Here is a 25,594-nt window from a genome sequence, read left to right on the forward strand (position 1 = left end):
TTTTTCTATCATTCCTGCGAAAGCAGAAATCTAATTATTTAATCTTCAAAGTGGATTCCGCATCAAGTACGGAATGACAACATTTTGATTATTTGTTAATTATAAAATTCTCTAGTTCTTTTAAACTGATTCTATTCTCGTAAATAGCTTTACCAATAATTACACCTTCACAACCCATTTCTAACAATTGTGGTAATTCATCAAATTTTGAAATTCCTCCTGAAGCGATGAGTTTTATAGATTCTTCGCTTTGCTCTGAATGACATTCTTTTAAAATACGCTCATACAACTCAAAAGAAGGCCCTTCTAACATACCATCTTTTGAAATATCTGTACATATTACATATTGAATACCTTTAGATTGATAGTCTTTAATAAAAGGAATAACTTCTAAACTACTTTCTTCTTGCCAACCACTTATCGCGATTTTTTCGTTATTACAATCTGCACCTAGAATAATACGTTCTGCTCCAAACTTAGAAATCCAATTTTGAAAAACTTCTGGGTTCTTAACAGCAATACTTCCACCTGTTATTTGGTTTGCTCCAGAGTTGAATGCTATTTTTAAATCCTCATCAGATTTTAAGCCTCCTCCAAAATCAATTTTAAGATTGGTTTGAGATGCGATCTGCTCTAATACTTTGTAATTTACAATATGACTTGCCTTTGCACCATCTAAATCTACGACATGTAAATATTCAATTCCTGAAGCTTCAAATTCTTTGGCGACTTCTAAAGGACTTTCGTTGTATATTTTTTTTGTATTGTAATCGCCTTTTGTAAGTCGAACACATTTTCCGTCTATGATATCTATTGCTGGTATTATTCTCATTGATTAACTTGTTAATCAACCCTGAACTTGTTTCAGGGTCTTTATATAATATTTATTGTATTAAAATTTGGGTTCACACCTTTTATTAAATTCAATTTCCATTCTTTATGCCAATTCTTTAGCTGTCTTTACCTATCTCTAGCTTCTTTAGAATTATCATACTCTTCATAAAATATTAAATCAACTACATTGTATTTCTTGGTAAATAAAGCTCCATTTCCTTGTTTATGCTGTAAAACTCTTCTTTTTATATTATCAGTATAACCAACATACAAAACTGTTCTATTTTTATTTGACAGTATGTAACAATAATATTCTTTCATATTCAAAAGATTCTGAAACAAGTTCAGAATGGATTTAAAGATTCAAAAAATTCTGTAAAATTTTTGAACCTTTAAATCCACTTTTTTCAGGATGAAACTGTACACCATAAAAATTGTCATTTTCTAAAGCGGAAGCATATTCTAATTCATAATCTGAAGTTGCAATAGATTCATCGCAATTCTCAGCATAATAACTATGTACTAAGTACATGAACTCCTTTTCCTTAATACCTTTAAATAAATCAGATTTTAAGTTTGAAATGGTATTCCAACCCATTTGAGGTACTTTTACTTTATTTGAAAACCGCTTGACTTTAGCATCAAAAATCCCTAATCCATTGGTATCGCCTTCTTCGGTATGATTACACATTAATTGCATACCTAAACAAATCCCTAAAACAGGTTGTTTCAACTTTGGAATTAATTGGTCTAAGCCACTTTCTTTGAGCATTTTCATAGCTGAGCTAGCTTCACCAACTCCAGGAAATATTACTTTGTCTGAAGCAATTATTTCACCTGGATTATCAGTTAGTATAGCATCTACACCTAATCGCTTAAATGCAAATTGAATGCTTTTAATGTTTCCTGCTCCGTAATTTACTATTGATAATTTCATTGACAATTTATTGTCATTCCTGCGAAGGCAGGAATCTATTTTATTTATACTTTTGGATTCCTGCCTTCGCAGGAATGACAAATCACAATTACAACATTCCTTTTGTACTTGGCAAAATCATTTTTTCAACATCTTGCTTTACTGCCATTTTTATTGCTTTTGCAAATGCTTTAAAAATAGCTTCAATTTTATGATGTTCGTTATCACCTTCAACTTTAATATTTAAGTTACATTTTGCACCATCAGTAAACGACTTGAAAAAGTGATAAAACATTTCTGTTGGCATTTTTCCAATCATTTCACGTTTAAAATCTGCATCCCAAACTAACCAATTTCTACCTCCAAAATCTATGGCAACTTGCGCAAGACAATCGTCCATTGGCAAACAGAAACCATAACGTTCAATACCTAATTTGTTTCCTAAAGTTGTTGCAAATACTTCACCTAAAGCAATTGCTGTATCTTCTATAGTGTGGTGTTCATCAACTTCTAAATCACCATTAACCTTAATGTTTAAATCTAACTGTCCATGACGTGAAATTTGGTCTAACATATGGTCAAAGAAAGCAATACCTGTATCAATATTACTTTTTCCTGTTCCGTCTAAATTAACATCAATTTTTATCTTGGTCTCGTTGGTGTTTCTTTCAATAGAACCAATACGTTCTGTGGTTTTTAAGAATTTATAAATTTCTTCCCAATCATTGGTTTCTAAAGCAATATAGTCTTCTAATTCATTGTTACTAACCGTAACTTCATCTGTACCCAAGTTGGTGTTATCGTTTATAAAAATCCCTTTTGCACCTAAGTTTTTTGCTAATTCAATATCAGTTAAACGGTCTCCAATCACAAATGAATTTGCTAAATCGTAATCCTCAGAAAAATACTTAGTTAACAAACCTGTATTTGGTTTACGAGTTGGCGCATTGTCTTTAGCAAAAGTCCTATCTATAAATTGTTCTTTAAAAACAACACCTTCGGCTTCGAAAGCTTTTAATACAAAATTATGAACTGGCCAAAAGGTATCTTCAGGATAAACCTCAGTGCCTAAACCATCTTGGTTAGTAATCATTACAATTTCGAAATTCAATTCTTTAGCGATTTTACTTAAAAATTGAAATACTTTTGGATAGAACTCTAATTTTTCGAACGAGTCTATTTGCTCGTCTGCAGGTTCCTTTATAATAGTTCCGTCTCTGTCTATGAATAATATTGGCTTCATCTTTTTCTGTCATTCCTGCGCAGGCAGGAATCTATTTTAAATTATAGTTCATCTTTTTGGATTCCTGCTTTCGCAGGAATGACAAACCTTGTTATAATTGATTTAATACTTCGATTAACTTCTCATTTTCAACTTTAGTTCCAACTGTAAATCTCAAACAGTTTTCACACAAAGCCTGTGTTGTTCTATTTCTAACAACAATACCTTTTTCTATTAGTTGTTTGTAGCGTTTATTAGCATCATCAACCTTGACTAATAAAAAGTTAGCGTCTGATGGATAAACAATCTCTACAAGTGAAATTGATTTTAATTCAGCTGCTAATTTTTCACGTTCATTCAAAATAATGTCAACTTCATTTTTAATATCCTTAATATTACTCAATCGTTCTGATGCCTTATCTTGTGTCAATTGATTGATGTTATATGGTGGCTTTATTTTATTTAAAACTAAGATAATGTCTTCTGAAGCATAGCAAATACCTAGTCTAATTCCGGCTAAACCATAAGCTTTAGATAAGGTTTGTGTTACAATTAAATTAGGAAATTCATTTAATCTGCTCAACCAGCTTTTTTCTTTTGAAAAATCAATATAAGCTTCATCAATAACTACAATACCTTCAAAATCAACAATTAATTTTTCAATAATATTGGCTTCAAAACTATTAGCTGTCGGATTATTTGGTGAACATATAAACAATAGCTTCGTATGTGAATTGGCAGCTCTTGATATGTCGTCAAAATCTGGTTGAAATTCGCTAGTTAATGGCACTTCAATATTTTCAACAGCATTGATGTTTGCTAAAACTGAATACATACCATATGTTGGTGGAAGCGAAATGATTTTATCTTTATTTGGTTCGCAGAATGCTCTAAATATTAAATCTAAAACTTCATCACTTCCGTTGCCTAAAAGAATGTTGTTTTCTGAAATTTCTTTTAATTGCGCTAATTGACTTTTTAGATTTACTTGTTGAGGATCTGGATAGCGATTAACATTAGTATTAAAAGGGTTTTCATTAGCGTCAATAAAAAGCATGCCATCTGTAATATCCTTGTATTCATCTCTTGCTGAAGAATATGGTTTGATAGTCTTAATATTATCTCTTAATAGATTATTTAGATTGAAATTTTTCATTATTTCTTCTCGATACAATTTTTCGTTCCTCAAAATCACTCGAAGTGACGCTAGTTAATTTGTTTTTAAATCATTAAGCCTTAAAGTTACTGCATTTTTATGTGCTTGTAATCCTTCTGCTTCTGCCATTAATTCTATAGCATTACCAATATTTTGAATCCCTTCTTTAGATATTTTCTGAAACGTCATGCTCTTTTGAAAACTATCTAAATTTACGCCAGAATACGCTTTAGAAAATCCGTTGGTTGGTAAGGTGTGATTAGTACCAGAAGCGTAATCACCTGCACTTTCTGGTGTATAACTTCCAATAAATACAGAACCTGCATTACTTATGTTTTCTATGAAGAAATCATCATTTTCAGTCGCTATAATAAAATGTTCAGGACCATACGTGTCAATTAAATCTAGTGCAGTTACAAAATCATTAACAACAATCGTTTTTGAATTAGAAATAGACACTTTAGCCATGTCTTTTCTCGGTAATGCTTCTAATTGTTTTTTAACTTCAACACTTACTTCTTCAGCGAATGTTTTGGATGTTGTTACCAAAATCACTTGACTATCTGCGCCATGTTCAGCCTGACTTAATAAGTCTGAAGCCACATAAGAAGCATTAGCAGAATCATCTGCCATAACTAAAAGCTCACTTGGACCAGCTGGCATATCTATAGCTACGCCAAATTGTGTTGCTAATTGTTTCGCAACAGTTACAAACTGATTTCCAGGGCCAAAAATTTTATAAACCTGAGGAATCGATTCGGTACCAAAAGTTAAACCAGCAATAGCTTGAATTCCTCCAACTTTAATAATCTTAGTTACACCACATAGTTGCGCAGCATATAAAATTTCATTAGCAATATTGCCTTCTTTATTGGGTGGCGAACATAATACAATTTCTTTGCAACCTGCAATCTGCGCAGGAACAGCCAACATTAAAACGGTAGAAAATAAAGGTGCTGTTCCACCAGGAATATAAAGTCCGACTTTTTGAATCGGACGTTTTTCTTGCCAACAGCTTACACCAGACATCGTTTCTACAAAAACTTTTTCTGTTTTTTGAGCACTATGAAATTTTTCAATATTAGACTTTGCAAGTTGAATCGCTGACTTTAAGTTTTCATCAACTTTACTTACAGCATTTTTAATCTCTTCTGTTGAAACTATATTGGTTTTTAGCGAAACACCATCAAATTTAGAGGTGAATTTATCTATAGCATCATCGCCATTTTTAGCGACATCACTGAACACTTCTTTTACAATGGTTTCAATATCACCAATGGTCTGTGTTGGCCTTTTTAATAGCGATGACCAACTTGATTTATCTGGATTTATAAATAATTTCATAGTCTATTTAATTATTTATAATATCATGTTTTCAATAGGACTCACTAAAATACCTTCTGCTCCATTACTTTTTAAGGCATCAATAATATTCCAAAAGTCATTTTTGTTTAAAACGGAGTGAATAGAACTCCAGCCTTCTTTTGCCAAAGGCATAATGGTTGGACTATTCATGCCTGGAAGAATTTTAACAATAGCATCAAGTTTATCATTTGGTGCATTAAGTAAAATATACTTGCTTTCTCTTCCTTTTAAAACAGATTTTAATCGGAATTGTAATGTATCAATTAAGGCTTGATTTTCTTCTGAAATTAAAGGCGATGTTGCTAAAACGGCTTCAGAAGTTAAAAGGGTTTCAATTTCTTTTAATCCGTTTTTAAATAATGTACTTCCACTAGACACAATATCACAAATACCATCAGCTAGACCAATATTAGGTGCGATTTCTACAGAGCCATTAATAATGTGTAAATTGGCTTTAATTCCTGCTTTATCTAAAAACTGATTCACAGTATTTGGATATGACGTTGCTATTCGTTTTCCGTCTAAATCTTTTAAATTTTTAGCTTTAGAAGATTTCGGAACAGCAATAGATACTTTACATTTCGAAAAACCTAAACGTTCTACAATAGTGAGGTCATTTCCTTTTTCTATCAATACGTTTTCTCCTATTATAGCTGCATCAACTACACCATCTTTTAGATACTGAGGAATATCGCCATTCCTAAGATAAAACACTTCCAAAGGAAAATTACGAGCCGAAGCTTTAAGTTGGTCTTTTCCGTTATCGATAGAAATACCAATTTCTTTTAAAATTTTCATGGAGTCTTCATTAAGACGTCCTGATTTTTGTACTGCAATTTTTAATTTATTCATTTCTTATTGGATAATGTCTAAGAATAACTTTGAGTTTTAAAAATAGAAAACCCGCTTGAAATTCTCAAACGGGTTTTAAAATATATTTTGAATTTACTCAACACACTTTCACCTCGTCTGAACGATTAAATGAAAATGATGATGAAATTGAATAGATGTCATGTTTTTATTTCTTGTTACAAAGATTGTTAAATAATATTTGTAAATCCTAATTTTAACTCAAAAGAATTAAACTTTTAACAAATCAATAATATTTATTTCTCTAAATTATTGATTCCCTAAAATGATTGGCATTCCAGAATCTCCAGAACCAATAACAATAATTTTACTATTTGGTGATTCAGATAACTTTACTGTAGCTTCAATCCCTTTATCTTGAAGAATTTTATCTGTTAAAGATGCACTTAGAATTCTATTTGATTCTGCTTTACCTTTAGCTTCAATAATTACTTTTTCAGCTTCTTTTCTTGCACTTTCAAGTCTAAATTCATACTCTAAAGATTCTTGTTCTTGCTTTAATTTACGCTCAATTGCATCCTTAATAGTCGTAGGAAGTTTTACATTTTCAACTAAAACACGCTTTACGTTTACAAATTGTCCGTCGAGCTCGTTTCTTACTTCTTCTAAAATTTCTAACTCAATAATATCTCTTTTACTAGAGTACAATTGTTCTGGGGTATAACGCCCTACAACACTTTTTGCAGCAGCATTAATTGAAGGATTCAATAATTCATTAATATAATCTTCACCTTTTGTCTGAATTAGTTTACCTAAATTCTTAAATTCTGGCTCAAACCAAATTGTTCCGCTTACTGTAATATCTAAACCATTTACAGATAATACATTCATATTTTCTGAGATAGATTGCTGACGTACTTTTTGCACAATCATATTATTCCAAGGCGCTACAATATGAAATCCTTCACCATAAGTTCTTTCTGTATTAATACCATTTCCTAGCGGTTCAAATAAAACACCACCTTCACCAGGTCCAATAGTGACTAATGACTTTGCTAATAATATCACTATTATTACAACTCCAATTAAAATAGGCAATCCAATCTTTGGTAATTTTTCCATTGTTTCTTTAAATTAATCCGTTATATTTTCTAATAAACCACTCGGCAAAAAGAGATAATGCAATTAAACCTAGTAGATATTTCCAATCTATCAAAGGTACGATATTTTTAGTGCCTTTCTGAATGGTTTTGTATCGATTATCACTAATTAGATTATCAATTAAATCAGTGGATTGCGACGAAAAATACGCATTACCTTCACTCTGTTTTGCTAACGCTTTTAATTTAGTAATATCTGCATTTAAAAATTGCTGCTCTACATTATACTCTAGTATTTGAAAGCTCCCAGAAGTTGCAATGGCTTCAGAATCGTGTTTAATGGTAAAGTCATATAATCCAGCGTTAATTCCACTTAAATCTACGGTATAATTCCCATTATTAAGTAAAAGAGGAACTTCTAATACACTATCGTCATCCTTATTTTTCAATGTAATACTTAACGACGCAGAATTATCGAACTCATAATTTTTGTTGAAGTATTGCGCTGAAATAACAATATTATCATTACCGTTATAAAAGGATTTATAATCGACATTAATACGTTTTCTTTTTTTGTTAGAACTTAAGTATTGAACGAGTTTACCAATAAAATTATCAAAATCTACAAAACTCTCAGTTTCTAAATACGTTTGAGCCCTCCATCTCCAAATACCTTCTCCACTTAACAATGCATGCTTTGAGTTATTGATCTCAAAAGTTGAAAGCATAGGTTGTTCTGTTGTAATTCCATTGACAGATTTATAAAAAATAATATCGTTAGGCACTAAAAATTCAATAGCTCCAAACTCCGATTTTAAAGGTGGATAATTATTAAAATCTAAATTATCTATTATAAATGTATTATAGTTTCTGTTTAAAGTTGGTTGGTAATCTTCAGTCTGATTTGTGATAATATGATTAAACTTTAATTGAGCACTATTTAAAAAATTGAAATCTGTTGACGCTCCTGTTATCACAAAAGTATTCAGATTTTGATCATTAATCGCTTCTAAAACTGACTTAAACTTATTATTAGGCTGATATAGTACAACTAACTGAAAATCATTTTTTTTATCTAAAAATTCTTTCGGTTTTAATATTGAAACACCACGTTGTTCATTGGTTTCAATAGCCTTTTTTAAAGCCCCTAAATCTGGATGTAAATGATCATAAACCAACGCAATGTTTGTTTTCTGATCAATGACTTCTACACCAAAATTCTTAGAGTTGTTAACTTTATTTTTTTCGTTTTCTAAAGCAACCAATTCAGCTCGATAGGTCTTTACACCAACACTATTTGCTATTAAAGTGGTTGCTATAATCTCTGATGATTTGGATGCACTAAACTGTACTTTTTTACTGAACACCACAGAATTCCCAGACCATATTTTAAGTTCTGTGTTTATGGTTTCATTACCACTATAATTCGCGATAATCTCAATAGGAAACTTATTCTTTAGATAAACATAACGATTAACATTAAGCTGTTTTATACTTAAATCTGAATGTACTGTAGAATCTCCAAGAATAATAGGATAAATAGGCTGCTTAATACTTTTTGCGATATAACTATAATCTGAACCAAAAGTTTGATTTCCATCACTTAAGACTATAATTGGTGCTGTTTGGTTCGCATAAACTTCACCAAATTGTTTTAACGCTAATGCCAAGTTCGATTGACGCTCCTTAAAATTCAGAGTATCCAAGCTGTTAACCGATTTCCCAAAACTATATGGCTGAATATCAAAACGGTTATTTAATTCAGTATTGCTTCTTAAAGCTTGTACTACTTCTCTAGCCTTTTCTTCTTGTTTTAAATAAGAAACCGATTCCGAGTTATCTACAGCGATAACCAAAGTTGGCTTTTCATTAGTGTACGTGAAGGATTCAAATTTGGGATTGATTAACAATAACAACAAGCCGAAAATTGAAACAAATCTAAGCGCAGCTAAAACATACTTACGTTTGGATGATAATTTCGATTTATACAAATACTGAAACAGCGCTAATAAAAGCGCTGTAATTGCAGCAATAGTTATGTATAATATGGTTTCGGTTTGCATTAAACTGTTTATAAAATACAATTGTTAATTATGTTAGCATACCACCATCGACGTTAATAGTCTGCCCTGTTACGTAAGCACTTAAATCACTTGCTAAAAACACACAAGTATTAGCAACATCTTCTGCTGTACCTCCACGTTTTAATGGAATACCAGCTCTCCAACTTTTTACAGTGTCTTCGTCTAATTTAGCTGTCATTTCTGTTTCAATAAAACCAGGTGCGATGACGTTGCTTCTAATATTACGAGATCCTAATTCTAAAGCTACAGATTTAGAAAAACCAATGATTCCGGCTTTAGAAGCGGCATAATTAGTTTGTCCGGCGTTTCCTTTTACACCAACAACAGAACTCATATTAATAATTGAACCTTTACGTTGTTTTAACATGGTACGCTGTACAGCTTTTGTCATGTTAAAAACAGATTTTAAGTTCACTTCAATCACTTTATCAAAATCTGCCTCTGTCATACGCATGAGAAGATTATCTTTTGTGATACCTGCGTTATTCACTAAAATATCAATAGAACCGAATTCTGCTAAAACATCTACGGCTAACTTCTGAGATTCATCAAAATTTGCGGCATTACTTTGGTAACCTTTAGCTTTAATACCTTTAGCATTTAACTCTATTTCTAAAGCATTTGCTGCCTCTACAGAAGAACTGTATGTAAATGCTACATTAGCTCCGTGTTGTGCAAAAACTTCTGCAATTCCTTTTCCTATGCCACGACTTGCACCTGTTATTATAGCCGTTTTTCCTTCTAATAATTTCATACTTATTTGTCGGTTAGTTAGTTCTTATTTAGTTATACAGTGCTCATTTTATCACTAATTGTATTCGATTATTTTTTAAATTTTTAAATAATTTAAAACTTAATATAATTGACAATTTTATAAACACTGTGATTCAAATATAATAATTACAATTTGCATCAAATAAAAAAACCTTACAAGATTTTGTAAGGTTTTTAACAGTTTTATGTAAAAGATATTAGCCTAAAACTTCAGCTACTTTCTTTCCTATTTCAGCAGGAGAATCTACAACGTGGATTCCACATTCTGCCATAATTTTCTTTTTAGCTTGAGCAGTATCATCACTACCACCAACAATAGCACCAGCATGTCCCATTGTACGACCAGCAGGAGCAGTTTCACCAGCAATAAAACCAATTACAGGTTTTTTACTTCCACTTGCTTTATACCATTGTGCAGCATCTGCTTCTAATTGACCTCCAATTTCACCAATCATAACAACTGCTTCAGTTTCTGGGTCATTAATTAATAATTCTACTGCTTCTTTAGTTGTAGTTCCAATAATTGGATCTCCACCAATACCAATTGCAGTAGTAATACCTAGACCTTGTTTTACAACTTGATCAGCAGCTTCGTAAGTTAAAGTACCTGATTTAGATACGATACCAACATTACCTTTTTTGAATACAAAACCTGGCATAATACCAACTTTAGCTTCACCAGGAGTAATAACTCCAGGACAGTTAGGACCTACTAAACGACAGTCTTTACCTTTTATATAATCTGAAGCTTTAATCATATCAGCAACAGGAATACCTTCTGTAATTGTAATGATTACTTTAATACCTGCATCTGCAGCTTCCATTATAGCATCAGCAGCAAATGCTGGTGGTACAAAAATAATTGTTGTATCTGCAGCTACTTTTTCTACAGCCTCTAGAACTGTATTAAAAACTGGTCTGTCTAAATGTGTTTGACCACCTTTACCTGGAGTTACACCTCCAACAACGTTAGTACCATATTCAATCATTTGTTCAGCGTGAAATGTACCTTCACTACCTGTAAAACCTTGAACTATAATCTTAGAATTCTTATTAACTAAAACGCTCATTTGATATTGTTGATTTTAAGTTTTATGTAAATTGTTATGCAAAAATAAGCGATTTTATACGCAAAAACGACCTCTTTTTGTAATTTATTTTAGTAACAATATAGACTAATTGTTATTGCTCTAAAATTAGTTTATTATAAAGTTTTTAACTTTTGAAGCATTTCAGGAATTTTCTTAATGTAAGCTCTTTCCTTAAAAAATGATCTAGCCTCTACTGCAGGAGAACCAAAATAAGTTTTTCCTTCTTCTGTTGTTTGTCCTAATCCCGATTGTGCATAAATAACTGTTCCTTTAGCTATTGTAATACCACTCTTTACGCCTACTTGTCCCCAAATCGTTACATTATCTTCTATAACAACACAGCCAGCAATACCTGTTTGTGATGCTATTAAACATTTTTTTCCTAAAACAGTATCATGACCAATTTGAATCTGATTGTCGAGTTTAGAACCTTCTCCAATTCTTGTATCGCCCGTAACTCCTCTATCTATAGTACAAAGCGCACCAATATCTACGTTATCTTCAATAATAACTCTTCCGCCTGAAAGTAATTGATCATAACCCTCTGGTCGGTTTTTATAGTAAAACGCACTTGCACCTAAAATTGTACCTGCGTGAATGGTTACATTATCTCCAATTATAGCATCGTCATAAATACTAACATTAGAATGAATTAAACAATTTTTACCAATCTTCACATTATTACCAACAAAACAATTAGGCTGAATGATAGTGCCTTCTCCAATTACAGCATCGTCTGCTACTGCACTATTTGAAGATCTAAAGGGTTTAAAATGTTTTGTGATTTTATTAAAATCTCTAAACGGATCATCCGAAATTAGAAGTGCTTTTCCTTCCGGACAATCAACATCTTTATTAATTAAAACAATCGTTGCCGCAGATTCTAAAGCTTTGTCGTAATATTTAGGATGATCTACAAAAACAATATCACCTGGCTCTACCACATGAATTTCATTGATTCCTAGAATTTCAAAATCTTCTGAACCTTTAAATTCGCAATCAATTAAAGATGCAATTTGTTTTAATGTATGCGGTTTTGGAAATTTCATTATTCAATATTCAATTAGCAGTCTTCAGTATATAAATCACAGTAAGCAATGCATACTGAAGACTACCAATTTATTCATTATTCTTTAACTCTTTCTTTGTAAGTTCCTTTAGCTGTCTCTACTTTTATTTTATCACCTTCATTAATAAATAAAGGAACATTTACTTCTGCTCCAGACTCTACAGTTGCTGGTTTAGTTGCATTAGTTGCTGTATTTCCTTTAACACCAGGTTCTGTAGCGGTTACTTCTAACACAACAGATGCAGGCAAATCTACAGAAAGCGGCATGTTATCTTCAGTATTAATTAAAATCGTAACCACTTGACCTTCTTTCATAAGACCAGGATTATCTAAAGCAGCTTCTAATAAACGAATTTGTGTATAATCTGCTTCATTCATAAAATGATAAAATTCACCATCATTATATAAATATTGAAACTTATGTGTTTCTACACGTACATCTTCAATTTTATGACCTGCAGAAAACGTGTTATCTAAAACTTTACCAGTTGTTACACTTTTCATTTTAGTTCTTACAAAAGCAGGACCTTTACCTGGTTTTACATGAAGGAATTCTATGATTTTATAAATATCATTATTATAATTGATACATAATCCGTTTCTAATATCTGATGTACTTGCCATTATTTTGTTGTTTATCTTTAATTATTTATGTGTACTACTTTAGAAGTAAATAGAAACTAACTGAGGTTTCGATTTATACTATTACTTTTTAATCTAAAGTTTTTAAAATTTAATTTGATTTGAAATAGCCTTTCATAATCCCTCGATGCGAATTCTTAATAAATTGTAGAATCTCATCGCGTTCTGGAGTGGCTTCCATTTCAGCTTCAATTAAATCTGAAGCCTGCGTATTATTATAATTTTTTTGATATAACATTCTGTATATATTCTGAATCTCTCTAATTTTTTCAGATTCATAGCCTCTTCGTCTTAATCCTACAGAATTAATTCCAACATAAGATAAAGGTTCTCTACCAGCTTTTACAAAAGGAGGCACATCTTTTCTTACTAAAGAACCACCAGTTACAAACGCATGGTTTCCTATAGAACAGAATTGATGAACAGCCGTCATACCTGCTAAAATCACATAATCTCCAACAGTGATGTGTCCTGCAAGTGTACTATTATTAGAAAAAATGCAATTATTACCAACAATACAATCGTGAGCAATATGGCAATATGCCATAATAAGACAGTTGTCGCCAATAACAGTTTTCATTTTATCTGAAGTACCACGATTAATGGTAACGCATTCTCTAATGGTTACATTATCACCGATTTCTACGGTTGTATCTTCATCGTTATACTTTAAATCTTGAGGAACTGCAGAAATTACTGCGCCAGGAAAAATACTGCAATTTTTGCCAATTCGAGCACCTTCCATAATGGTCACATTACTTCCAATCCAAGTGCCTTCTCCAATCTTTACATTATTATGGATAGTTGTAAAAGGTTCTATAACTACATTCTTGGCAATTTTTGCTCCAGGATGTACGTATGCTAACGGTTGGTTCATTTTTCTAATATTTATTTTAATAAAGCGGTAAAAATGTGTTCGCTTTTAAACGTTACTGAATCTAAATTTAATGTCGTCTTCAGCTCGGTTCATTTTTCTAATATTTATTTTAATAAAGCGGTAAAAATGTGTTCGCTTTTAAATGTTACTGAATCTAAATTTAACTTAGACTTCAGCTCTGTTCATATTTCTATTTTTTATTCCAGTAAAGCAGTAAATATGTCTTCACTTCTATACGTTATAAACTTCTTATTAAATTCTAGAAGTAGGCGTTTAGTTTTTTATCTATTTTAGAATAGACTGAAATCATTTCTAAAAAAATGGTCTACTTCACTTTTGATATCTGTGCCATTAATTCTGCTTCAGCACATAGTTTACCATTAGCATAAGCATAACCTTGCATATGACAAATACCTCTTCTAATTGGAGTAATTAATGAGCATTTAAAGATTAAAGTATCTCCAGGTACTACTTTTTGTTTAAACTTAACCTTATCCATTTTCATGAAGAATGTTAAGTAATTTTCTGGATCCGGAACTGTACTCAATACTAAAATACCACCTGTTTGTGCCATAGCTTCTACTATTAAAACACCTGGCATTACTGGTGCTCCAGGAAAATGACCTTTAAAGAACTCTTCGTTCATAGTCACGTTTTTCATTCCAATAACATGGTTGTCAGATAATTCATAAACCTTATCAATTAATAAGAACGGTTGTCTATGAGGTAACATATCCATGATTTGATTCACGTCCATTAAAGGCACAGAATTTAAATCGACTTGAGGTACGTTATTACGTCTTTCATTTTTTATAAGTTTAGACATTTTTTTTGCAAACTGTGTGTTTACAAAATGTCCTGGTTTATTAGCGATTACTTTACCTCTAATACGCGTACCTATCAATGTTAAATCTCCTAACACATCTAACAACTTGTGACGTGCAGCTTCATTAGGATGGTGCAAAGTTAAGTTATCTAAAATACCATTAGGTTTTACAGCAATACTATCTTTATTAAAAGCAACTCTGAGCTTTTCCATAGTTTCAGGAGATAATTCTTTATCTACATAAACTATAGCATTGTTTAAATCACCACCTTTAATTAAGCCATGCTCTAAAAGCATTTCTATCTCATGTAAAAAGCTAAAAGTTCTAGCATTTGCTATTTCATCTTTAAAATCTGACACTTTGTTAAGTGTCGCATTTTGTGTCCCTAAAACTTTAGTACCAAAATCTACCATTGTAGTAATTTGGTATGTACTTGAGGGCATTAAAATAATTTCACTTCCAGACTCTTCATCTGTATATGACACAACTTGCGTTACTTCATATACTTCTCTAAAAGCATCTTGTTCTACAATCCCAGCCTCTTCAATGGCTTCTACAAAAAACTTAGAAGACCCATCCATTATTGGTGGCTCTGAAGCATTTAACTCAATAATAGCGTTATCTACATCTAAGCCTACTAAAGCAGCCAATACATGCTCACATGTCTGAATAGTTACTCCGTTTTTTTCCATACAAGTACCACGTTGTGTACTTGTAACGTAATTAGCATCTGCTTCAATCTTTGGAGACCCTTCTAAATCCGTTCTTTGAAAAACAAATCCAGAATTTTCTGCCCCTGGCTTAAACACTAAAGTTACATCTGCTCCAGTATGAAGACCAACACCTGTAAGTGTTACCTCTTTTTCAATGGTTTTTTGTTTCGTTTCCGTCTTAATTATTGCCATCTACTTTCTTTTCTAATTCATTAATAGTTTTTGCAAGTTTAGGTAAGTTTTTGAAATAAACATAAGATTTATTCCAATCAGTATACCCAAAGGATGGTGATCCTTGTAAGATCTCTCCATCTTTAACATTTCTTCCTATACCAGATTGCGCTTGTACGCTAACATTATTTCCAATAACTAAATGGCCAGCAATACCTACTTGACCACCAATTTTACAATGCTCTCCAATTTTAGTTGAACCTGCTACACCTGTTTGTGCTGCTATAACTGTATTTTTTCCAACTTCTACATTGTGAGCAATTTGTATTTGATTATCTAATTTTACACCAGATCTAATTATAGTAGAACCCATTGTTGCACGATCTATGGTAGTTCCTGCTCCAACATCTACATAATCTTCTAAAATTACATTTCCTATTTGAGGAATTTTAGAATAACCACCATCTTTATTTGGTGCGAAACCAAAACCATCTGCTCCAATAATAGCTCCTGAATTAATTACACAATTCTTTCCAAGAATACAATCTGAATAAACTTTTCCTCCCGAAAAAATGATAGTATTGTCTCCTAATTTTACATTATCTCCTATATAAGCGTTAGGAAAAATCTTAACATTAACTCCTATTTCTACATTATTTCCTATGTAAGAGAAAGCGCCTAAATAAATATCTTCAGGTATTTTTGTTGATTCTGAAATAAAACAAGGTTGTTCAATTCCCGATTTATTTAACTTCACCTGATTGTAATATTCTAATAATTTAGAAAACCCTTCGTAGGCATCCTCTACTTTAATAAGTGTAGTAGAAATTGGTTTTTCTGGCTCAAAGTCATCATTAACTATAGTTATAGATGCTTCTGTTGTATATATATAAGGAGTATATTTTAGATTGGATAAAAAAGTTAATGATCCTTGAGTACCTTCTTCAATTTTAGAAAGTTTATAAACCTCAATATTAGGATCACCTACAACTGTTCCTTCTAAAATACCCGCGATTTGTTCTGCTGTAAATTTCAATGAATAGATTTTAGAGTCATTCTTGGTTTCCACAAAAATAGAAAAAAAGGTTTACAATTTGTTTTTAGGATAGCACATATAATATTTAGTGATCGGTTTAATAAGTGCTTTTAGATTTAATTGGTCTGATGCTTTAACAATATCCTTTATTTTCCCGGACTTTAATAAGACATTTATTTTTTGTGTTTTATTCTGATAAGCTTGGTTTATTAATTCACCTTGAAACACAAAATAGGCTGCTTCGTGCTTTGATATATTATGTTTTTTAATCAATGCATCAACATGCGATTTTAGGTCTAAAGCTTTTATAGGCTTATTCTTCAGCTTTATTTTTAATAGATTCCTTTCTAAAATCATTTGACAAAGATTACTCAAAACAAAGTCATCATGATTTTGCCAATCTTTTAAGGCCGCAATAATATCATAATCATCTAATTTTGAAAAAATAACTAAAGTTTCAGCATTAAAATTTTCAGCATTAATTTCAGAAGAAAGAAAATAAAATAAAGGATCACTACATTTTAATTTTACACCTTTATGCACAAGTTCTTTAGCGCGTTTTAAAATACCTACCAATAATTGCTCTGCCACTACTCCTGTTTTGTGCATATAAACTTGCCAATACATGAAACGTCGCGCTATTAAAAATTTCTCTACACTTAAAATTCCTTTTTCTTCTACTACTAATTGGTCATCTACAACATTAAGCATCGTAATTAAGCGCTCACTATTAATATTACCCTCAGCAACTCCTGTGTAAAAACTATCGCGCTTTAAATAATCTGCTCTATCCATGTCTAATTGACTAGAAATAAGTTGACACATAAAAGGTCTTGGATATTCACCTTTAAATATAGAGATGGCTAACGTTAAACTTCCGTTAAACTCTATATTGAGTTCTTCCATAAAACGAAGTGAAATTTCCTCGTGAGAAACATCATTTACAATGCTATGCTCCATAGCATGAGAAAATGGACCATGCCCAATATCATGTAAAAGAATGGCTATTAATAACCCCGTTTCTTCTTCTTCAGAAATCTCAACACCCTTAAAACGCAGTACATTGATGGCTTTTTGCATTAAATGCATACAACCTAAAGCATGATGAAAACGCGTGTGATGTGCTCCGGGATAAACCAAATAGGATAAACCCATTTGAGTAATTCTACGCAATCTCTGAAAATATTTATGTTGAATAATATCGAATATTAACGAATTCGGAATAGTAATAAATCCGTAAATTGGATCGTTAAAGATTTTAAGCTTATTTTTTGTAGGCAAAATTTTAGAATTCAATAATTAATAAACAAATATACCACAACATGATAAATATTCTTTGGGTTGACGATGAAATCGATTTACTAAAGCCACATATTATTTTTTTAGAGCAAAAAGGCTATACCGTTACAAAGTGTCAAAGTGGTACTGAGGCTTTAGAAATTATTACAGATACTAATTTTGATATTGTTTTTTTAGATGAGAATATGCCTGGTCTTACAGGTTTAGAAACTTTAAACGAAATTAAAGAACGACGTGCCAATTTACCTGTGGTAATGATTACCAAAAGTGAAGAAGAATATATCATGGAGGAAGCCATAGGTAATAAGATTGCAGATTATTTAATAAAACCTGTAAATCCGCATCAGATTCTTTTGAGCTTAAAGAAGAATTTGGATCACTCTAGATTAGTGTCTGAAAAAACAACTTCTAACTACCAACAAGAGTTTAGAAAGATAGCCATGGACTTGTCTATGGTTAATTCTTATGAAGAATGGGTAGAATTATATCAAAAACTTATTTATTGGGAATTACAACTTGAAAACATTGAAGATGTTGGAATGACTGACATATTAGAGTCTCAGAAAACCGAAGCCAATATGCAATTTGGTAAATTTATTGAGAAAAATTACGAAGATTGGTTTCAACCTAACACTGATGCTCCTGTAATGTCGCATACCCTCTTTAAAGACAAGGTAGTACCAGAATTAAGTGATAAGCAACCAACAGTATTAATGGTAATTGATAATTTACGCTACGATCAATGGAAAGCCTTTGAGCCTATTGTTAATAATTATTACAAAAAAGCTTCAGAACTAGCTTTCTACAGCATCTTGCCAACAGCAACACAATATGCGAGAAATGCAATTTTCTCAGGTTTAATGCCTGCTGATATGGAAAGTTTATTTCCTCAATATTGGAAAAACGATACAGATGAAGGTGGAAAAAATATGCATGAAGGTGATTTTTTAAGAGAGCAATTAAAACGTTTAGGATTAGGACACTTAAAGCATGAATACCATAAAATTACGAATCTTAGAGCTGGTAAGAAATTAGTTGAAAACTTTAGATCTTTAAAAGATAACGATCTTAATGTTATCGTTTATAATTTCGTGGACATGTTATCTCATTCTAAAACTGAAATGGAAGTTGTTAAAGAATTAGCGTCTAACGATAAAGCTTATCGTTCATTAACGGTTAGTTGGTTTAAGAATTCGCCTTTATTAGAAATGATTCAGTTGTCTCAACAACTTGGTTTTAAATTAATATTAACAACAGATCATGGTACTATAAATGTAAAATCACCAACAAAAGTTATTGGCGATAGAGACACGAGCTTAAATCTACGTTATAAAACAGGCCGAAGTTTAACTTATCAGGATAAAGATGTTTTAGCTATTAAAAACCCGAAATCTGTTCATTTACCAACGCTAACAATGAGTAGCTCATTTATTTTTGCTAAAGGAGATCTATTTTTGGCCTATCCTAATAACTTTAATCATTATGTCAGTTATTACAGAAACACTTATCAGCACGGAGGTGTCTCACTAGAGGAAATGGTTATTCCCTTTGTAGTTATGGATCCTAAATAATATATACGACGTATTTTATTTATTACGAAGAACATCTTCAATATTAAAAAAAACAAGATGTTTTAAATAAATAACAATTTTATATAATGTTGAATTACTGTTTATTAATAGACATGTAATTCAACATTTTTTAGTCCTATAACATATTAGAATTATAAAAATAAAAGTATTATAGACAATTATTGCTTACATTAGGTATGACAAATTTATCTACAGAAACATTTTACAAACTTTAATAAACATCTTTAAAATGCAAAAATAATCGACGAAATGCATTTTTATTTAGGTTGTATCAATTATTTTCATTATAATTGCCTCCTGAAATATAAGAAAACAACAGTGAAAACTATTGAATTTACATACCATTTAAATGATATTGATGCTATTGCAAATAAAGTATTAGAACAATTGTATTCTAAAACTGTTTTATTCAATGGGAGTATGGGAGCTGGTAAAACCACATTTATTAATGCACTCTTAAATGCAATGCAAAGTAAAGATGTAGCTACTAGCCCAACTTTTTCAATAGTTAATGAATATGAGTTACCAGAAGATAAGATTTATCATTTTGATTTTTATAGAATAGAATCTATAGACGAAGCTTACAATTTTGGAATAGAAGATTATTTTAATAGTAACCATTGGTTATTCATGGAATGGTCAGAGCGCATAGAAGAATTATTACCAGAAAACAGCCAAACCATTACTATTACAGACCTAGGAGACCATAAAAGATCCTTAAAATTAACAACTAATAGAACGCATTTAATCGAGAAAACAGATATGACTACAGTAAAATTTTAGAGAATTCTATAGAAATATTCCTACAAGATAAGACTAGTGTTACGGAAAAACCGTACTGTATATCTCATTCTTTGTTGGGTTTTAACAACTCTTCATTTGTAAGTACTTAGTAATGAGTATACATTTGTTGCAGTTAATTAATTAAATCCCTTTAAATTATGAAAAACAAAAAAAATCTAGTGTTGGCAATTGCAATCTTTGGCGGAATGTTATTTACTGTACAAGCAACTAACATTATTGACTTAGATGGACAAACAACAACAAAAATTGAAAAGAAAAAAAGAAAACTCGTTAAATGGGGATAATAGTAGATTAAGTAGAAGTGCTATTTTAGGATCTATTGTATCCACAATAATCGCGTCTACTCCACTATTATATTTAATACACGAAAGTGTTCCAGACAAAGTGGTTTGGGACACTTTTTTTGGTACTTATGAAAGTGGTCTATGGGAATCAGCGCAATATGCTATGTGGGTTTATACTGGGAAAATTGTTCCATTATTGTTAATTTTAATATGGTTTTTAACTTGTAAACATTGGTGGCATCATGTGCTATTAATACCTATAATTATGTATTCTTTTCAAATTATTACTAGTTTTAATGCCGAGTTTAAACGTACCGACGAAAATCAACTTTTATATTTATTGCCTGTGTTAGTCATTGTTGTTCCTTCAATATATCTAATTAGAGCAAAAATGTTTAACAAAATAAATACTTCAGATAAATCTCTTGAAGAGCTTGAAGCTGAGTTTATGATAAAACCTAAAAGTCTTTGGGGAAGGATTAAACAATATTTTTAAAATTTTTATACCATTATTTATTACTAATTTGAAGTTAAATAAATATCTCTGTACATATGGACTAATTCGCTATATTGCAAAGACAAACTAAAGTCAGTAACTTCTAATGAGTATATCTCCATTTACAAAAGCCCAATTACTACCTCAAGAAGAAACCTTAGAAATTCTTAAACAGAAGGGAGAACTTTTTATAGGTATTCCTAAAGAAGCTCATTTTCAAGAACGTCGCGTATGTTTAACACCAGATGCAGTCTCTGCATTAACAGCTAATGGACATCGCGTATTGTTTGAGTCTGGCGCTGGAGAAGGAGCTAATTTCAAAGACAAAACCTATAGTGAAGCTGGAGCAGAAGTTACAAAGGATACAGCAAAAGTATTCTCCTGCCCTATTATTCTTAAAGTAGAACCACCTTCTTTAGATGAAATAAAACTTATTAATCCGCAAACGCTCTTAATTTCTGCGTTACAAATAAAAACACAATCAAAATCTTATTTTGAAGCTTTAGCAAAAAAACGAATTACAGCCTTAGCTTTTGAGTATATTAAAGACGATGATGGTGCCTATCCTGCTGTAAGTTCTTTAAGTGAAATCGCAGGAACAGCTTCTATATTAATCGCCTCAGAATTACTTTCTAATGTTAATGGTGGTAATGGTTTAATGATGGGTAACATCAATGGTGTTCCTCCAACGGAAGTTGTAATTTTAGGAGCTGGTACAGTTGGAGAATTTGCAGCACGTTCTGCTATTGGTTTAGGAGCAAACGTTAAAGTATTTGACAGTTCTATTACCAAACTTCGTAGACTTCAAAATAACCTAGGACGTACTATTTACACCTCTACCATGCAACCCAAAAACCTTTTAAAAGCCCTAAAACGCTGCGATGTTGCCATTGGAGCTGTTCGTGGTATTTATAGAGCGCCAGTTGTTGTAACAGAGAGTATGCTCTGCCATATGAAAAATGGATCTGTTGTTATAGACGTTAGTATTGATATGGGCGGCTGTTTTGAAACAAGTGAAGTTACTTCACATGATAAGCCAACCTTTGAATACAATGGAGTTATTCATTATTGTGTACCAAATATTCCAGCACGATACTCTAGAACCGCCTCAGTATCAATAAGTAATATCTTCACTCCCTATTTATTAGAAATTGGAGAATATGGTGGCATAGAAAATGCCCTGAGATTTGATCGCGGTTTAAAAAATGGATTGTATTTTTACCATGGCATTTTAACCAATAAATCTGTTGCAGAATGGTTTGGTTTGGATTTTAGTGATGCTAATTTATTAATTTTCTAATCTATTTTTTAAAGCTTAATAAGCTCTCATATTTTTAATTATGAAATTTATACATCGTTTAGGCTATTACCTTGGAGGTTTTGGCATCGGGTTAATTCTTCTTATGTTTTTTTTAAACGGAAAAGATGCTTCTTGTGATTATAGTCCAAATGCAAGAACTACAAAAAACATCAGTTCTAAGCCTTTTCAGTATTCAGATAATGCTATTAAATTTATAGCAAAACAATCCTTGGATTCAACCGTGGTTATTAACTTAGTGAAATTTGGTAGCGTAGATTTTTCAAAAAGTAAAACCAAAATAGATTCTTGTAAAGTCTACCTTATAGAAAACAGTTATAAAGAGCGTGATCTTGAACTAATGGTAAAAAACTGTGATTCAATTGTTACACTCCTCGATATAAACTATACAGACATCTAATAAATCAAAAATGTTGCATATTAAATTTAGAGATTACAAACTAAATTTTAATATTTGAATTTCCTTAATAAAACATAAAAAGATACATTATGAAAATATTAGTAACAGGAGCAGCAGGGTTTATAGGTTTTTACACCTCTAAAGTTCTTTTATCTAAAGGTCATCAAGTTGTAGGGTTAGACAATTTAAATGATTATTATGATGTAAACTTAAAGTATGCACGGCTTAACGAACTAGGAATTGATAAAGCCGAAGCCTCTGAATTTAATAAGGTATGTACAAGTAAATCTAATGACTTCTCTTTTGTAAGAATGAATTTACAGGATAGAGAAGAACTTCCTGGATTATTTAAAAAAGAAAAATTTGATATTGTTTGTAATCTTGCAGCACAAGCTGGTGTAAGAAACAGTATAGATAATCCTGATACTTATATCGACGCTAATGTTGTTGGATTTTTAAATCTATTAGAATGCTGTAGACATAATGCTATTAAGCATTTAGTTTATGCAAGTAGTTCTAGTGTTTATGGAATGAATAAAAAAATTCCATTTTCTACCGACGACAATGTAGATCACCCGATTAGTTTATATGCTGCGACAAAAAAGAGTAATGAATTAATGTCGCACACCTACAGCCACTTATTTAAAATTCCAACAACCGGACTTAGATTCTTTACGGTTTACGGTCCATGGGGAAGACCGGATATGGCTATGTTTTTATTTACAGATGCCATCGCAAACGATAGACCTATTAAAGTGTTTAATCATGGTAATATGGAGCGTGATTTTACTTACATTGATGATATTGTTGAAGGTGTTGTTAGAGTTATAGAAAAACCGACAAAAGAGCGCATTGAAGCAGATGACTATTATAAACTATATAATATAGGCAACAATAGCTCAGTTAAGTTGTTAGACTTTATTAAGGAAATAGAACTTAACCTAAACAAGGTAGCCACTAAAGATATGATGGAGATGCAGCCAGGAGACGTAGAACGAACTTGGGCAGATGTAGATGAATTGATTAAAGATTACAATTACAGCCCTAATACGTCCATAAAACATGGAGTAAAATCTTTTGTAGACTGGTTTAAAACCTATTACAAATAACTAATTAAAAATTAAATAAACCTTTTATTTTCATTTTAAACGAATGAAATTTAACTTAAAAAGAGGTTTTTTACAGAATAAAATTATAGAAATTAAATTAATTAAGTCAAATTTGTCATTATTTTAAAATTTGAGTCATAGCAAAGAAAATTTAAACACATGAAGATTACAAAAATTTGTTGTATTGGTGCTGGTTATGTTGGAGGACCAACAATGGCTATTATAGCTAAGAAAAATCCAAACATAAAAGTTACTATTGTTGATATTAACGCAGAGCGAATTGCAGCTTGGAATAATGAAGATGTATCACAATTACCTATTTACGAACCTGGTTTAGCAGAAATCGTAGAAGAAACAAGAGGTAAAAACTTGTTTTTTACAACAGAAATAGATGAAGCTATTAAAGAATCTGAAATGATTTTTATATCTGTAAACACACCTACCAAAACTTATGGTATTGGAAAAGGTATGGCTGCTGATTTAAAATACGTAGAATTATGTGCTAGAAATATTGCTGAAGTGGCAACTACTGATAAGATTATTGTTGAAAAATCTACGTTACCTGTAAGAACAGCTCAAGCTATAAAAAGTATTTTACACAATACAGGAAGTGATGTTAAATTTGAAATTTTATCTAATCCTGAATTTTTAGCCGAAGGTACAGCAATTCAAGATTTATTAAATCCTGACCGTGTATTAATTGGTGGTGAGTCTGAAGATGCTATAGAAAGTTTAGCTAACGTTTACGGAAGTTGGGTACCTCAAGAAAGAATATTAAGAACCAATGTTTGGTCTTCAGAGTTATCTAAATTAACTGCTAATGCATTTTTAGCACAAAGAATTTCTTCAATTAATGCTATTTCAGAATTATGTGAGCACACAGAAGCAAACGTAAATGAAGTTGCTAAGGCCATTGGTATGGATTCTAGAATTGGATCGAAATTTTTAAATGCGTCTATTGGTTTTGGTGGTTCTTGTTTTCAAAAAGATATACTAAACCTTGTATACATTGCTAGAAGTTACGGTCTTACAGCTGTTGCAGATTATTGGGAACAAGTTATTATTTTAAATGATCATCAAAAACGTCGCTTTTCTAATAATTTAATCAGCACATTATATAATACTGTCTCTGGTAAGAAAATTGCAATGTTAGGATGGGCATTTAAGAAAGATACAAATGATACTAGAGAATCTGCGGCGATTTATGTTGCAGATCATTTATTAAATGAACAAGCAAATATTGCTGTATACGATCCAAAAGTAACAAGCAAAAAAGTACAAGCAGATCTTAATTACTTAAATACAAGATCTGAAGAAGAAAATAATGATTTAGTAAAATCTTATGAGGATCCTTATGAAACTTCAAAAGATGCGCATGCAATTGCTATCATGACCGAATGGGATGAGTTTAAAACTTATGATTGGACGAAGATCTTTAATCAAATGAAAAAACCTGCATTTATCTTTGATGGTAGAAATATACTAGATAAAGAAGAGATGGAAGCGATTGGTTTTGAATACTCTTCAATAGGAAAATAAAATTTTAATATATTAATTATATCGAAAAAGGCACTTAAATACATATTTTAGTGCCTTTTATCAATT

At 31.4% G+C, this 25,594-nt stretch carries 25 protein-coding genes; 8 read left to right on the forward strand and 17 right to left on the reverse strand.

Features of this window, described 5'->3' with window-relative positions; all coding sequences use genetic code 11:
• Nucleotides 1–88: 88 nt before the first annotated feature.
• The 17 genes from hisA to HM981_RS10815 all read right to left on the reverse strand — a co-directional run bounded on the left by hisA (nucleotide 89) and on the right by HM981_RS10815 (nucleotide 17,968).
• Nucleotides 89–832, reverse strand: a complete 744-nt coding sequence (gene hisA, locus HM981_RS10735; RefSeq protein WP_179338801.1) for a 1-(5-phosphoribosyl)-5-[(5-phosphoribosylamino)methylideneamino]imidazole-4-carboxamide isomerase — start codon at nucleotides 830–832, stop codon at nucleotides 89–91.
• Nucleotides 833–960: 128 nt separating this feature from the next.
• Nucleotides 961–1,155 carry a GIY-YIG nuclease family protein gene (locus tag HM981_RS10740; protein WP_218846408.1) on the reverse strand — a complete coding sequence of 65 codons (195 nt, stop codon included), beginning with the start codon at nucleotides 1,153–1,155 and terminating at the stop codon, nucleotides 961–963.
• 34 nt (nucleotides 1,156–1,189) lie between these two features.
• Nucleotides 1,190–1,771, reverse strand: a complete 582-nt coding sequence (gene hisH, locus HM981_RS10745) for an imidazole glycerol phosphate synthase subunit HisH (RefSeq protein ID WP_179338802.1) — start codon at nucleotides 1,769–1,771, stop codon at nucleotides 1,190–1,192.
• Between the two features lie 88 nt (nucleotides 1,772–1,859).
• Entirely contained in the window at nucleotides 1,860–2,993 is a 1,134-nt protein-coding gene (gene hisB / locus HM981_RS10750; RefSeq protein ID WP_179338803.1) for a bifunctional histidinol-phosphatase/imidazoleglycerol-phosphate dehydratase HisB, read from the reverse strand.
• 91 nt (nucleotides 2,994–3,084) lie between these two features.
• Entirely contained in the window at nucleotides 3,085–4,128 is a 1,044-nt protein-coding gene (gene hisC / locus HM981_RS10755) for a histidinol-phosphate transaminase (RefSeq protein WP_179338804.1), read from the reverse strand.
• A 54-nt stretch (nucleotides 4,129–4,182) separates the two neighbouring features.
• Nucleotides 4,183–5,472: a histidinol dehydrogenase gene (gene hisD / locus HM981_RS10760; RefSeq protein ID WP_179338805.1), complete on the reverse strand. Its 1,290-nt coding sequence runs from the start codon at nucleotides 5,470–5,472 to the stop codon at nucleotides 4,183–4,185.
• Nucleotides 5,473–5,487: 15 nt separating this feature from the next.
• Nucleotides 5,488–6,345: an ATP phosphoribosyltransferase gene (gene hisG / locus HM981_RS10765; protein WP_179338806.1), complete on the reverse strand. Its 858-nt coding sequence runs from the start codon at nucleotides 6,343–6,345 to the stop codon at nucleotides 5,488–5,490.
• Nucleotides 6,346–6,612: 267 nt separating this feature from the next.
• Nucleotides 6,613–7,425: a prohibitin family protein gene (locus HM981_RS10770; RefSeq protein ID WP_179338807.1), complete on the reverse strand. Its 813-nt coding sequence runs from the start codon at nucleotides 7,423–7,425 to the stop codon at nucleotides 6,613–6,615.
• 7 nt (nucleotides 7,426–7,432) lie between these two features.
• Nucleotides 7,433–9,466 carry a VWA domain-containing protein gene (locus tag HM981_RS10775; protein ID WP_179338808.1) on the reverse strand — a complete coding sequence of 678 codons (2,034 nt, stop codon included), beginning with the start codon at nucleotides 9,464–9,466 and terminating at the stop codon, nucleotides 7,433–7,435.
• A 28-nt stretch (nucleotides 9,467–9,494) separates the two neighbouring features.
• The gene (gene fabG / locus HM981_RS10780; RefSeq protein ID WP_179338809.1) at nucleotides 9,495–10,241 is read right to left on the reverse strand and encodes a 3-oxoacyl-[acyl-carrier-protein] reductase; all 747 of its coding nucleotides are present in this window, start codon (nucleotides 10,239–10,241) and stop codon (nucleotides 9,495–9,497) included.
• 217 nt (nucleotides 10,242–10,458) lie between these two features.
• Nucleotides 10,459–11,331 (reverse strand): succinate--CoA ligase subunit alpha, encoded by an 873-nt coding sequence (gene sucD / locus HM981_RS10785; RefSeq protein WP_179338810.1) that lies wholly within the window; start codon nucleotides 11,329–11,331, stop codon nucleotides 10,459–10,461.
• A gap of 134 nt (nucleotides 11,332–11,465) precedes the next feature.
• On the reverse strand, nucleotides 11,466–12,401 hold the full coding sequence (locus HM981_RS10790; RefSeq protein ID WP_179338811.1) for a UDP-3-O-(3-hydroxymyristoyl)glucosamine N-acyltransferase: 936 nt from the start codon (nucleotides 12,399–12,401) through the stop codon (nucleotides 11,466–11,468).
• Nucleotides 12,402–12,478: 77 nt separating this feature from the next.
• The gene (gene efp, locus HM981_RS10795; RefSeq protein ID WP_179338812.1) at nucleotides 12,479–13,045 is read right to left on the reverse strand and encodes an elongation factor P; all 567 of its coding nucleotides are present in this window, start codon (nucleotides 13,043–13,045) and stop codon (nucleotides 12,479–12,481) included.
• Nucleotides 13,046–13,154: 109 nt separating this feature from the next.
• Nucleotides 13,155–13,940, reverse strand: coding sequence for an acyl-ACP--UDP-N-acetylglucosamine O-acyltransferase (gene lpxA, locus HM981_RS10800; protein ID WP_179338813.1), 786 nt, complete (start codon nucleotides 13,938–13,940; stop codon nucleotides 13,155–13,157).
• 325 nt (nucleotides 13,941–14,265) lie between these two features.
• Nucleotides 14,266–15,672, reverse strand: coding sequence for a bifunctional UDP-3-O-[3-hydroxymyristoyl] N-acetylglucosamine deacetylase/3-hydroxyacyl-ACP dehydratase (locus HM981_RS10805; protein WP_179338814.1), 1,407 nt, complete (start codon nucleotides 15,670–15,672; stop codon nucleotides 14,266–14,268).
• Nucleotides 15,659–16,687, reverse strand: a complete 1,029-nt coding sequence (gene lpxD / locus HM981_RS10810; RefSeq protein WP_179338815.1) for a UDP-3-O-(3-hydroxymyristoyl)glucosamine N-acyltransferase — start codon at nucleotides 16,685–16,687, stop codon at nucleotides 15,659–15,661. Before lpxD ends, HM981_RS10805 begins: the two co-directional genes overlap by 14 nt.
• 51 nt (nucleotides 16,688–16,738) lie before the next feature.
• On the reverse strand, nucleotides 16,739–17,968 hold the full coding sequence (locus HM981_RS10815) for an HD domain-containing protein (RefSeq protein ID WP_179338816.1): 1,230 nt from the start codon (nucleotides 17,966–17,968) through the stop codon (nucleotides 16,739–16,741).
• 41 nt (nucleotides 17,969–18,009) lie between these two features.
• On the opposite strand from HM981_RS10815, the gene porX reads away from it, so the two are divergent.
• From porX to HM981_RS10855, 8 genes are all read left to right on the forward strand, one after another.
• Nucleotides 18,010–19,557: a T9SS response regulator signal transducer PorX gene (gene porX / locus HM981_RS10820; RefSeq protein ID WP_179338817.1), complete on the forward strand. Its 1,548-nt coding sequence runs from the start codon at nucleotides 18,010–18,012 to the stop codon at nucleotides 19,555–19,557.
• 339 nt (nucleotides 19,558–19,896) lie between these two features.
• On the forward strand, nucleotides 19,897–20,361 hold the full coding sequence (gene tsaE / locus HM981_RS10825) for a tRNA (adenosine(37)-N6)-threonylcarbamoyltransferase complex ATPase subunit type 1 TsaE (protein ID WP_317167175.1): 465 nt from the start codon (nucleotides 19,897–19,899) through the stop codon (nucleotides 20,359–20,361).
• Nucleotides 20,362–20,519: 158 nt separating this feature from the next.
• Complete coding sequence (locus HM981_RS10830; protein ID WP_179338819.1) at nucleotides 20,520–20,666, forward strand: hypothetical protein; 147 nt, start codon at nucleotides 20,520–20,522, stop codon at nucleotides 20,664–20,666.
• Nucleotides 20,629–21,162, forward strand: a complete 534-nt coding sequence (locus tag HM981_RS10835; protein ID WP_246286220.1) for a hypothetical protein — start codon at nucleotides 20,629–20,631, stop codon at nucleotides 21,160–21,162. The genes HM981_RS10830 and HM981_RS10835 overlap by 38 nt, the downstream gene beginning before the upstream one ends.
• A 106-nt stretch (nucleotides 21,163–21,268) precedes the next feature.
• Nucleotides 21,269–22,462 (forward strand): alanine dehydrogenase, encoded by a 1,194-nt coding sequence (locus tag HM981_RS10840; protein ID WP_179338820.1) that lies wholly within the window; start codon nucleotides 21,269–21,271, stop codon nucleotides 22,460–22,462.
• A 40-nt stretch (nucleotides 22,463–22,502) separates the two neighbouring features.
• Nucleotides 22,503–22,880 (forward strand): hypothetical protein, encoded by a 378-nt coding sequence (locus HM981_RS10845; RefSeq protein WP_179338821.1) that lies wholly within the window; start codon nucleotides 22,503–22,505, stop codon nucleotides 22,878–22,880.
• 89 nt (nucleotides 22,881–22,969) lie between these two features.
• Nucleotides 22,970–23,989 carry an NAD-dependent epimerase gene (locus HM981_RS10850; RefSeq protein WP_179338822.1) on the forward strand — a complete coding sequence of 340 codons (1,020 nt, stop codon included), beginning with the start codon at nucleotides 22,970–22,972 and terminating at the stop codon, nucleotides 23,987–23,989.
• A gap of 159 nt (nucleotides 23,990–24,148) precedes the next feature.
• On the forward strand, nucleotides 24,149–25,528 hold the full coding sequence (locus HM981_RS10855) for a nucleotide sugar dehydrogenase (protein WP_179338823.1): 1,380 nt from the start codon (nucleotides 24,149–24,151) through the stop codon (nucleotides 25,526–25,528).
• Nucleotides 25,529–25,594 lie beyond the last annotated feature (66 nt).

The sequence above is a fragment of the Winogradskyella ludwigii genome (assembly GCF_013403985.1).
GTDB classification, from domain to species: domain Bacteria; phylum Bacteroidota; class Bacteroidia; order Flavobacteriales; family Flavobacteriaceae; genus Winogradskyella; species Winogradskyella ludwigii.

What these genes read in the sequence shown, in the direction of transcription:
- hisA (WP_179338801.1), bottom strand. Translation starts at nt 832, where the DNA reads ATGAGAATAATACCAGCAATAGATATCATAGACGGAAAATGTGTTCGA.
- HM981_RS10740 (WP_218846408.1), bottom strand. Translation starts at nt 1,155, where the DNA reads ATGAAAGAATATTATTGTTACATACTGTCAAATAAAAATAGAACAGTT.
- hisH (WP_179338802.1), bottom strand. Translation starts at nt 1,771, where the DNA reads ATGAAATTATCAATAGTAAATTACGGAGCAGGAAACATTAAAAGCATT.
- hisB (WP_179338803.1), bottom strand. Translation starts at nt 2,993, where the DNA reads ATGAAGCCAATATTATTCATAGACAGAGACGGAACTATTATAAAGGAA.
- hisC (WP_179338804.1), bottom strand. Translation starts at nt 4,128, where the DNA reads ATGAAAAATTTCAATCTAAATAATCTATTAAGAGATAATATTAAGACT.
- hisD (WP_179338805.1), bottom strand. Translation starts at nt 5,472, where the DNA reads ATGAAATTATTTATAAATCCAGATAAATCAAGTTGGTCATCGCTATTA.
- hisG (WP_179338806.1), bottom strand. Translation starts at nt 6,345, where the DNA reads ATGAATAAATTAAAAATTGCAGTACAAAAATCAGGACGTCTTAATGAA.
- HM981_RS10770 (WP_179338807.1), bottom strand. Translation starts at nt 7,425, where the DNA reads ATGGAAAAATTACCAAAGATTGGATTGCCTATTTTAATTGGAGTTGTA.
- HM981_RS10775 (WP_179338808.1), bottom strand. Translation starts at nt 9,466, where the DNA reads ATGCAAACCGAAACCATATTATACATAACTATTGCTGCAATTACAGCG.
- fabG (WP_179338809.1), bottom strand. Translation starts at nt 10,241, where the DNA reads ATGAAATTATTAGAAGGAAAAACGGCTATAATAACAGGTGCAAGTCGT.
- sucD (WP_179338810.1), bottom strand. Translation starts at nt 11,331, where the DNA reads ATGAGCGTTTTAGTTAATAAGAATTCTAAGATTATAGTTCAAGGTTTT.
- HM981_RS10790 (WP_179338811.1), bottom strand. Translation starts at nt 12,401, where the DNA reads ATGAAATTTCCAAAACCGCATACATTAAAACAAATTGCATCTTTAATT.
- efp (WP_179338812.1), bottom strand. Translation starts at nt 13,045, where the DNA reads ATGGCAAGTACATCAGATATTAGAAACGGATTATGTATCAATTATAAT.
- lpxA (WP_179338813.1), bottom strand. Translation starts at nt 13,940, where the DNA reads ATGAACCAACCGTTAGCATACGTACATCCTGGAGCAAAAATTGCCAAG.
- HM981_RS10805 (WP_179338814.1), bottom strand. Translation starts at nt 15,672, where the DNA reads ATGGCAATAATTAAGACGGAAACGAAACAAAAAACCATTGAAAAAGAG.
- porX (WP_179338817.1), top strand. Translation starts at nt 18,010, where the DNA reads ATGATAAATATTCTTTGGGTTGACGATGAAATCGATTTACTAAAGCCA.
- HM981_RS10830 (WP_179338819.1), top strand. Translation starts at nt 20,520, where the DNA reads ATGAAAAACAAAAAAAATCTAGTGTTGGCAATTGCAATCTTTGGCGGA.
- HM981_RS10840 (WP_179338820.1), top strand. Translation starts at nt 21,269, where the DNA reads ATGAGTATATCTCCATTTACAAAAGCCCAATTACTACCTCAAGAAGAA.
- HM981_RS10845 (WP_179338821.1), top strand. Translation starts at nt 22,503, where the DNA reads ATGAAATTTATACATCGTTTAGGCTATTACCTTGGAGGTTTTGGCATC.
- HM981_RS10850 (WP_179338822.1), top strand. Translation starts at nt 22,970, where the DNA reads ATGAAAATATTAGTAACAGGAGCAGCAGGGTTTATAGGTTTTTACACC.
- HM981_RS10855 (WP_179338823.1), top strand. Translation starts at nt 24,149, where the DNA reads ATGAAGATTACAAAAATTTGTTGTATTGGTGCTGGTTATGTTGGAGGA.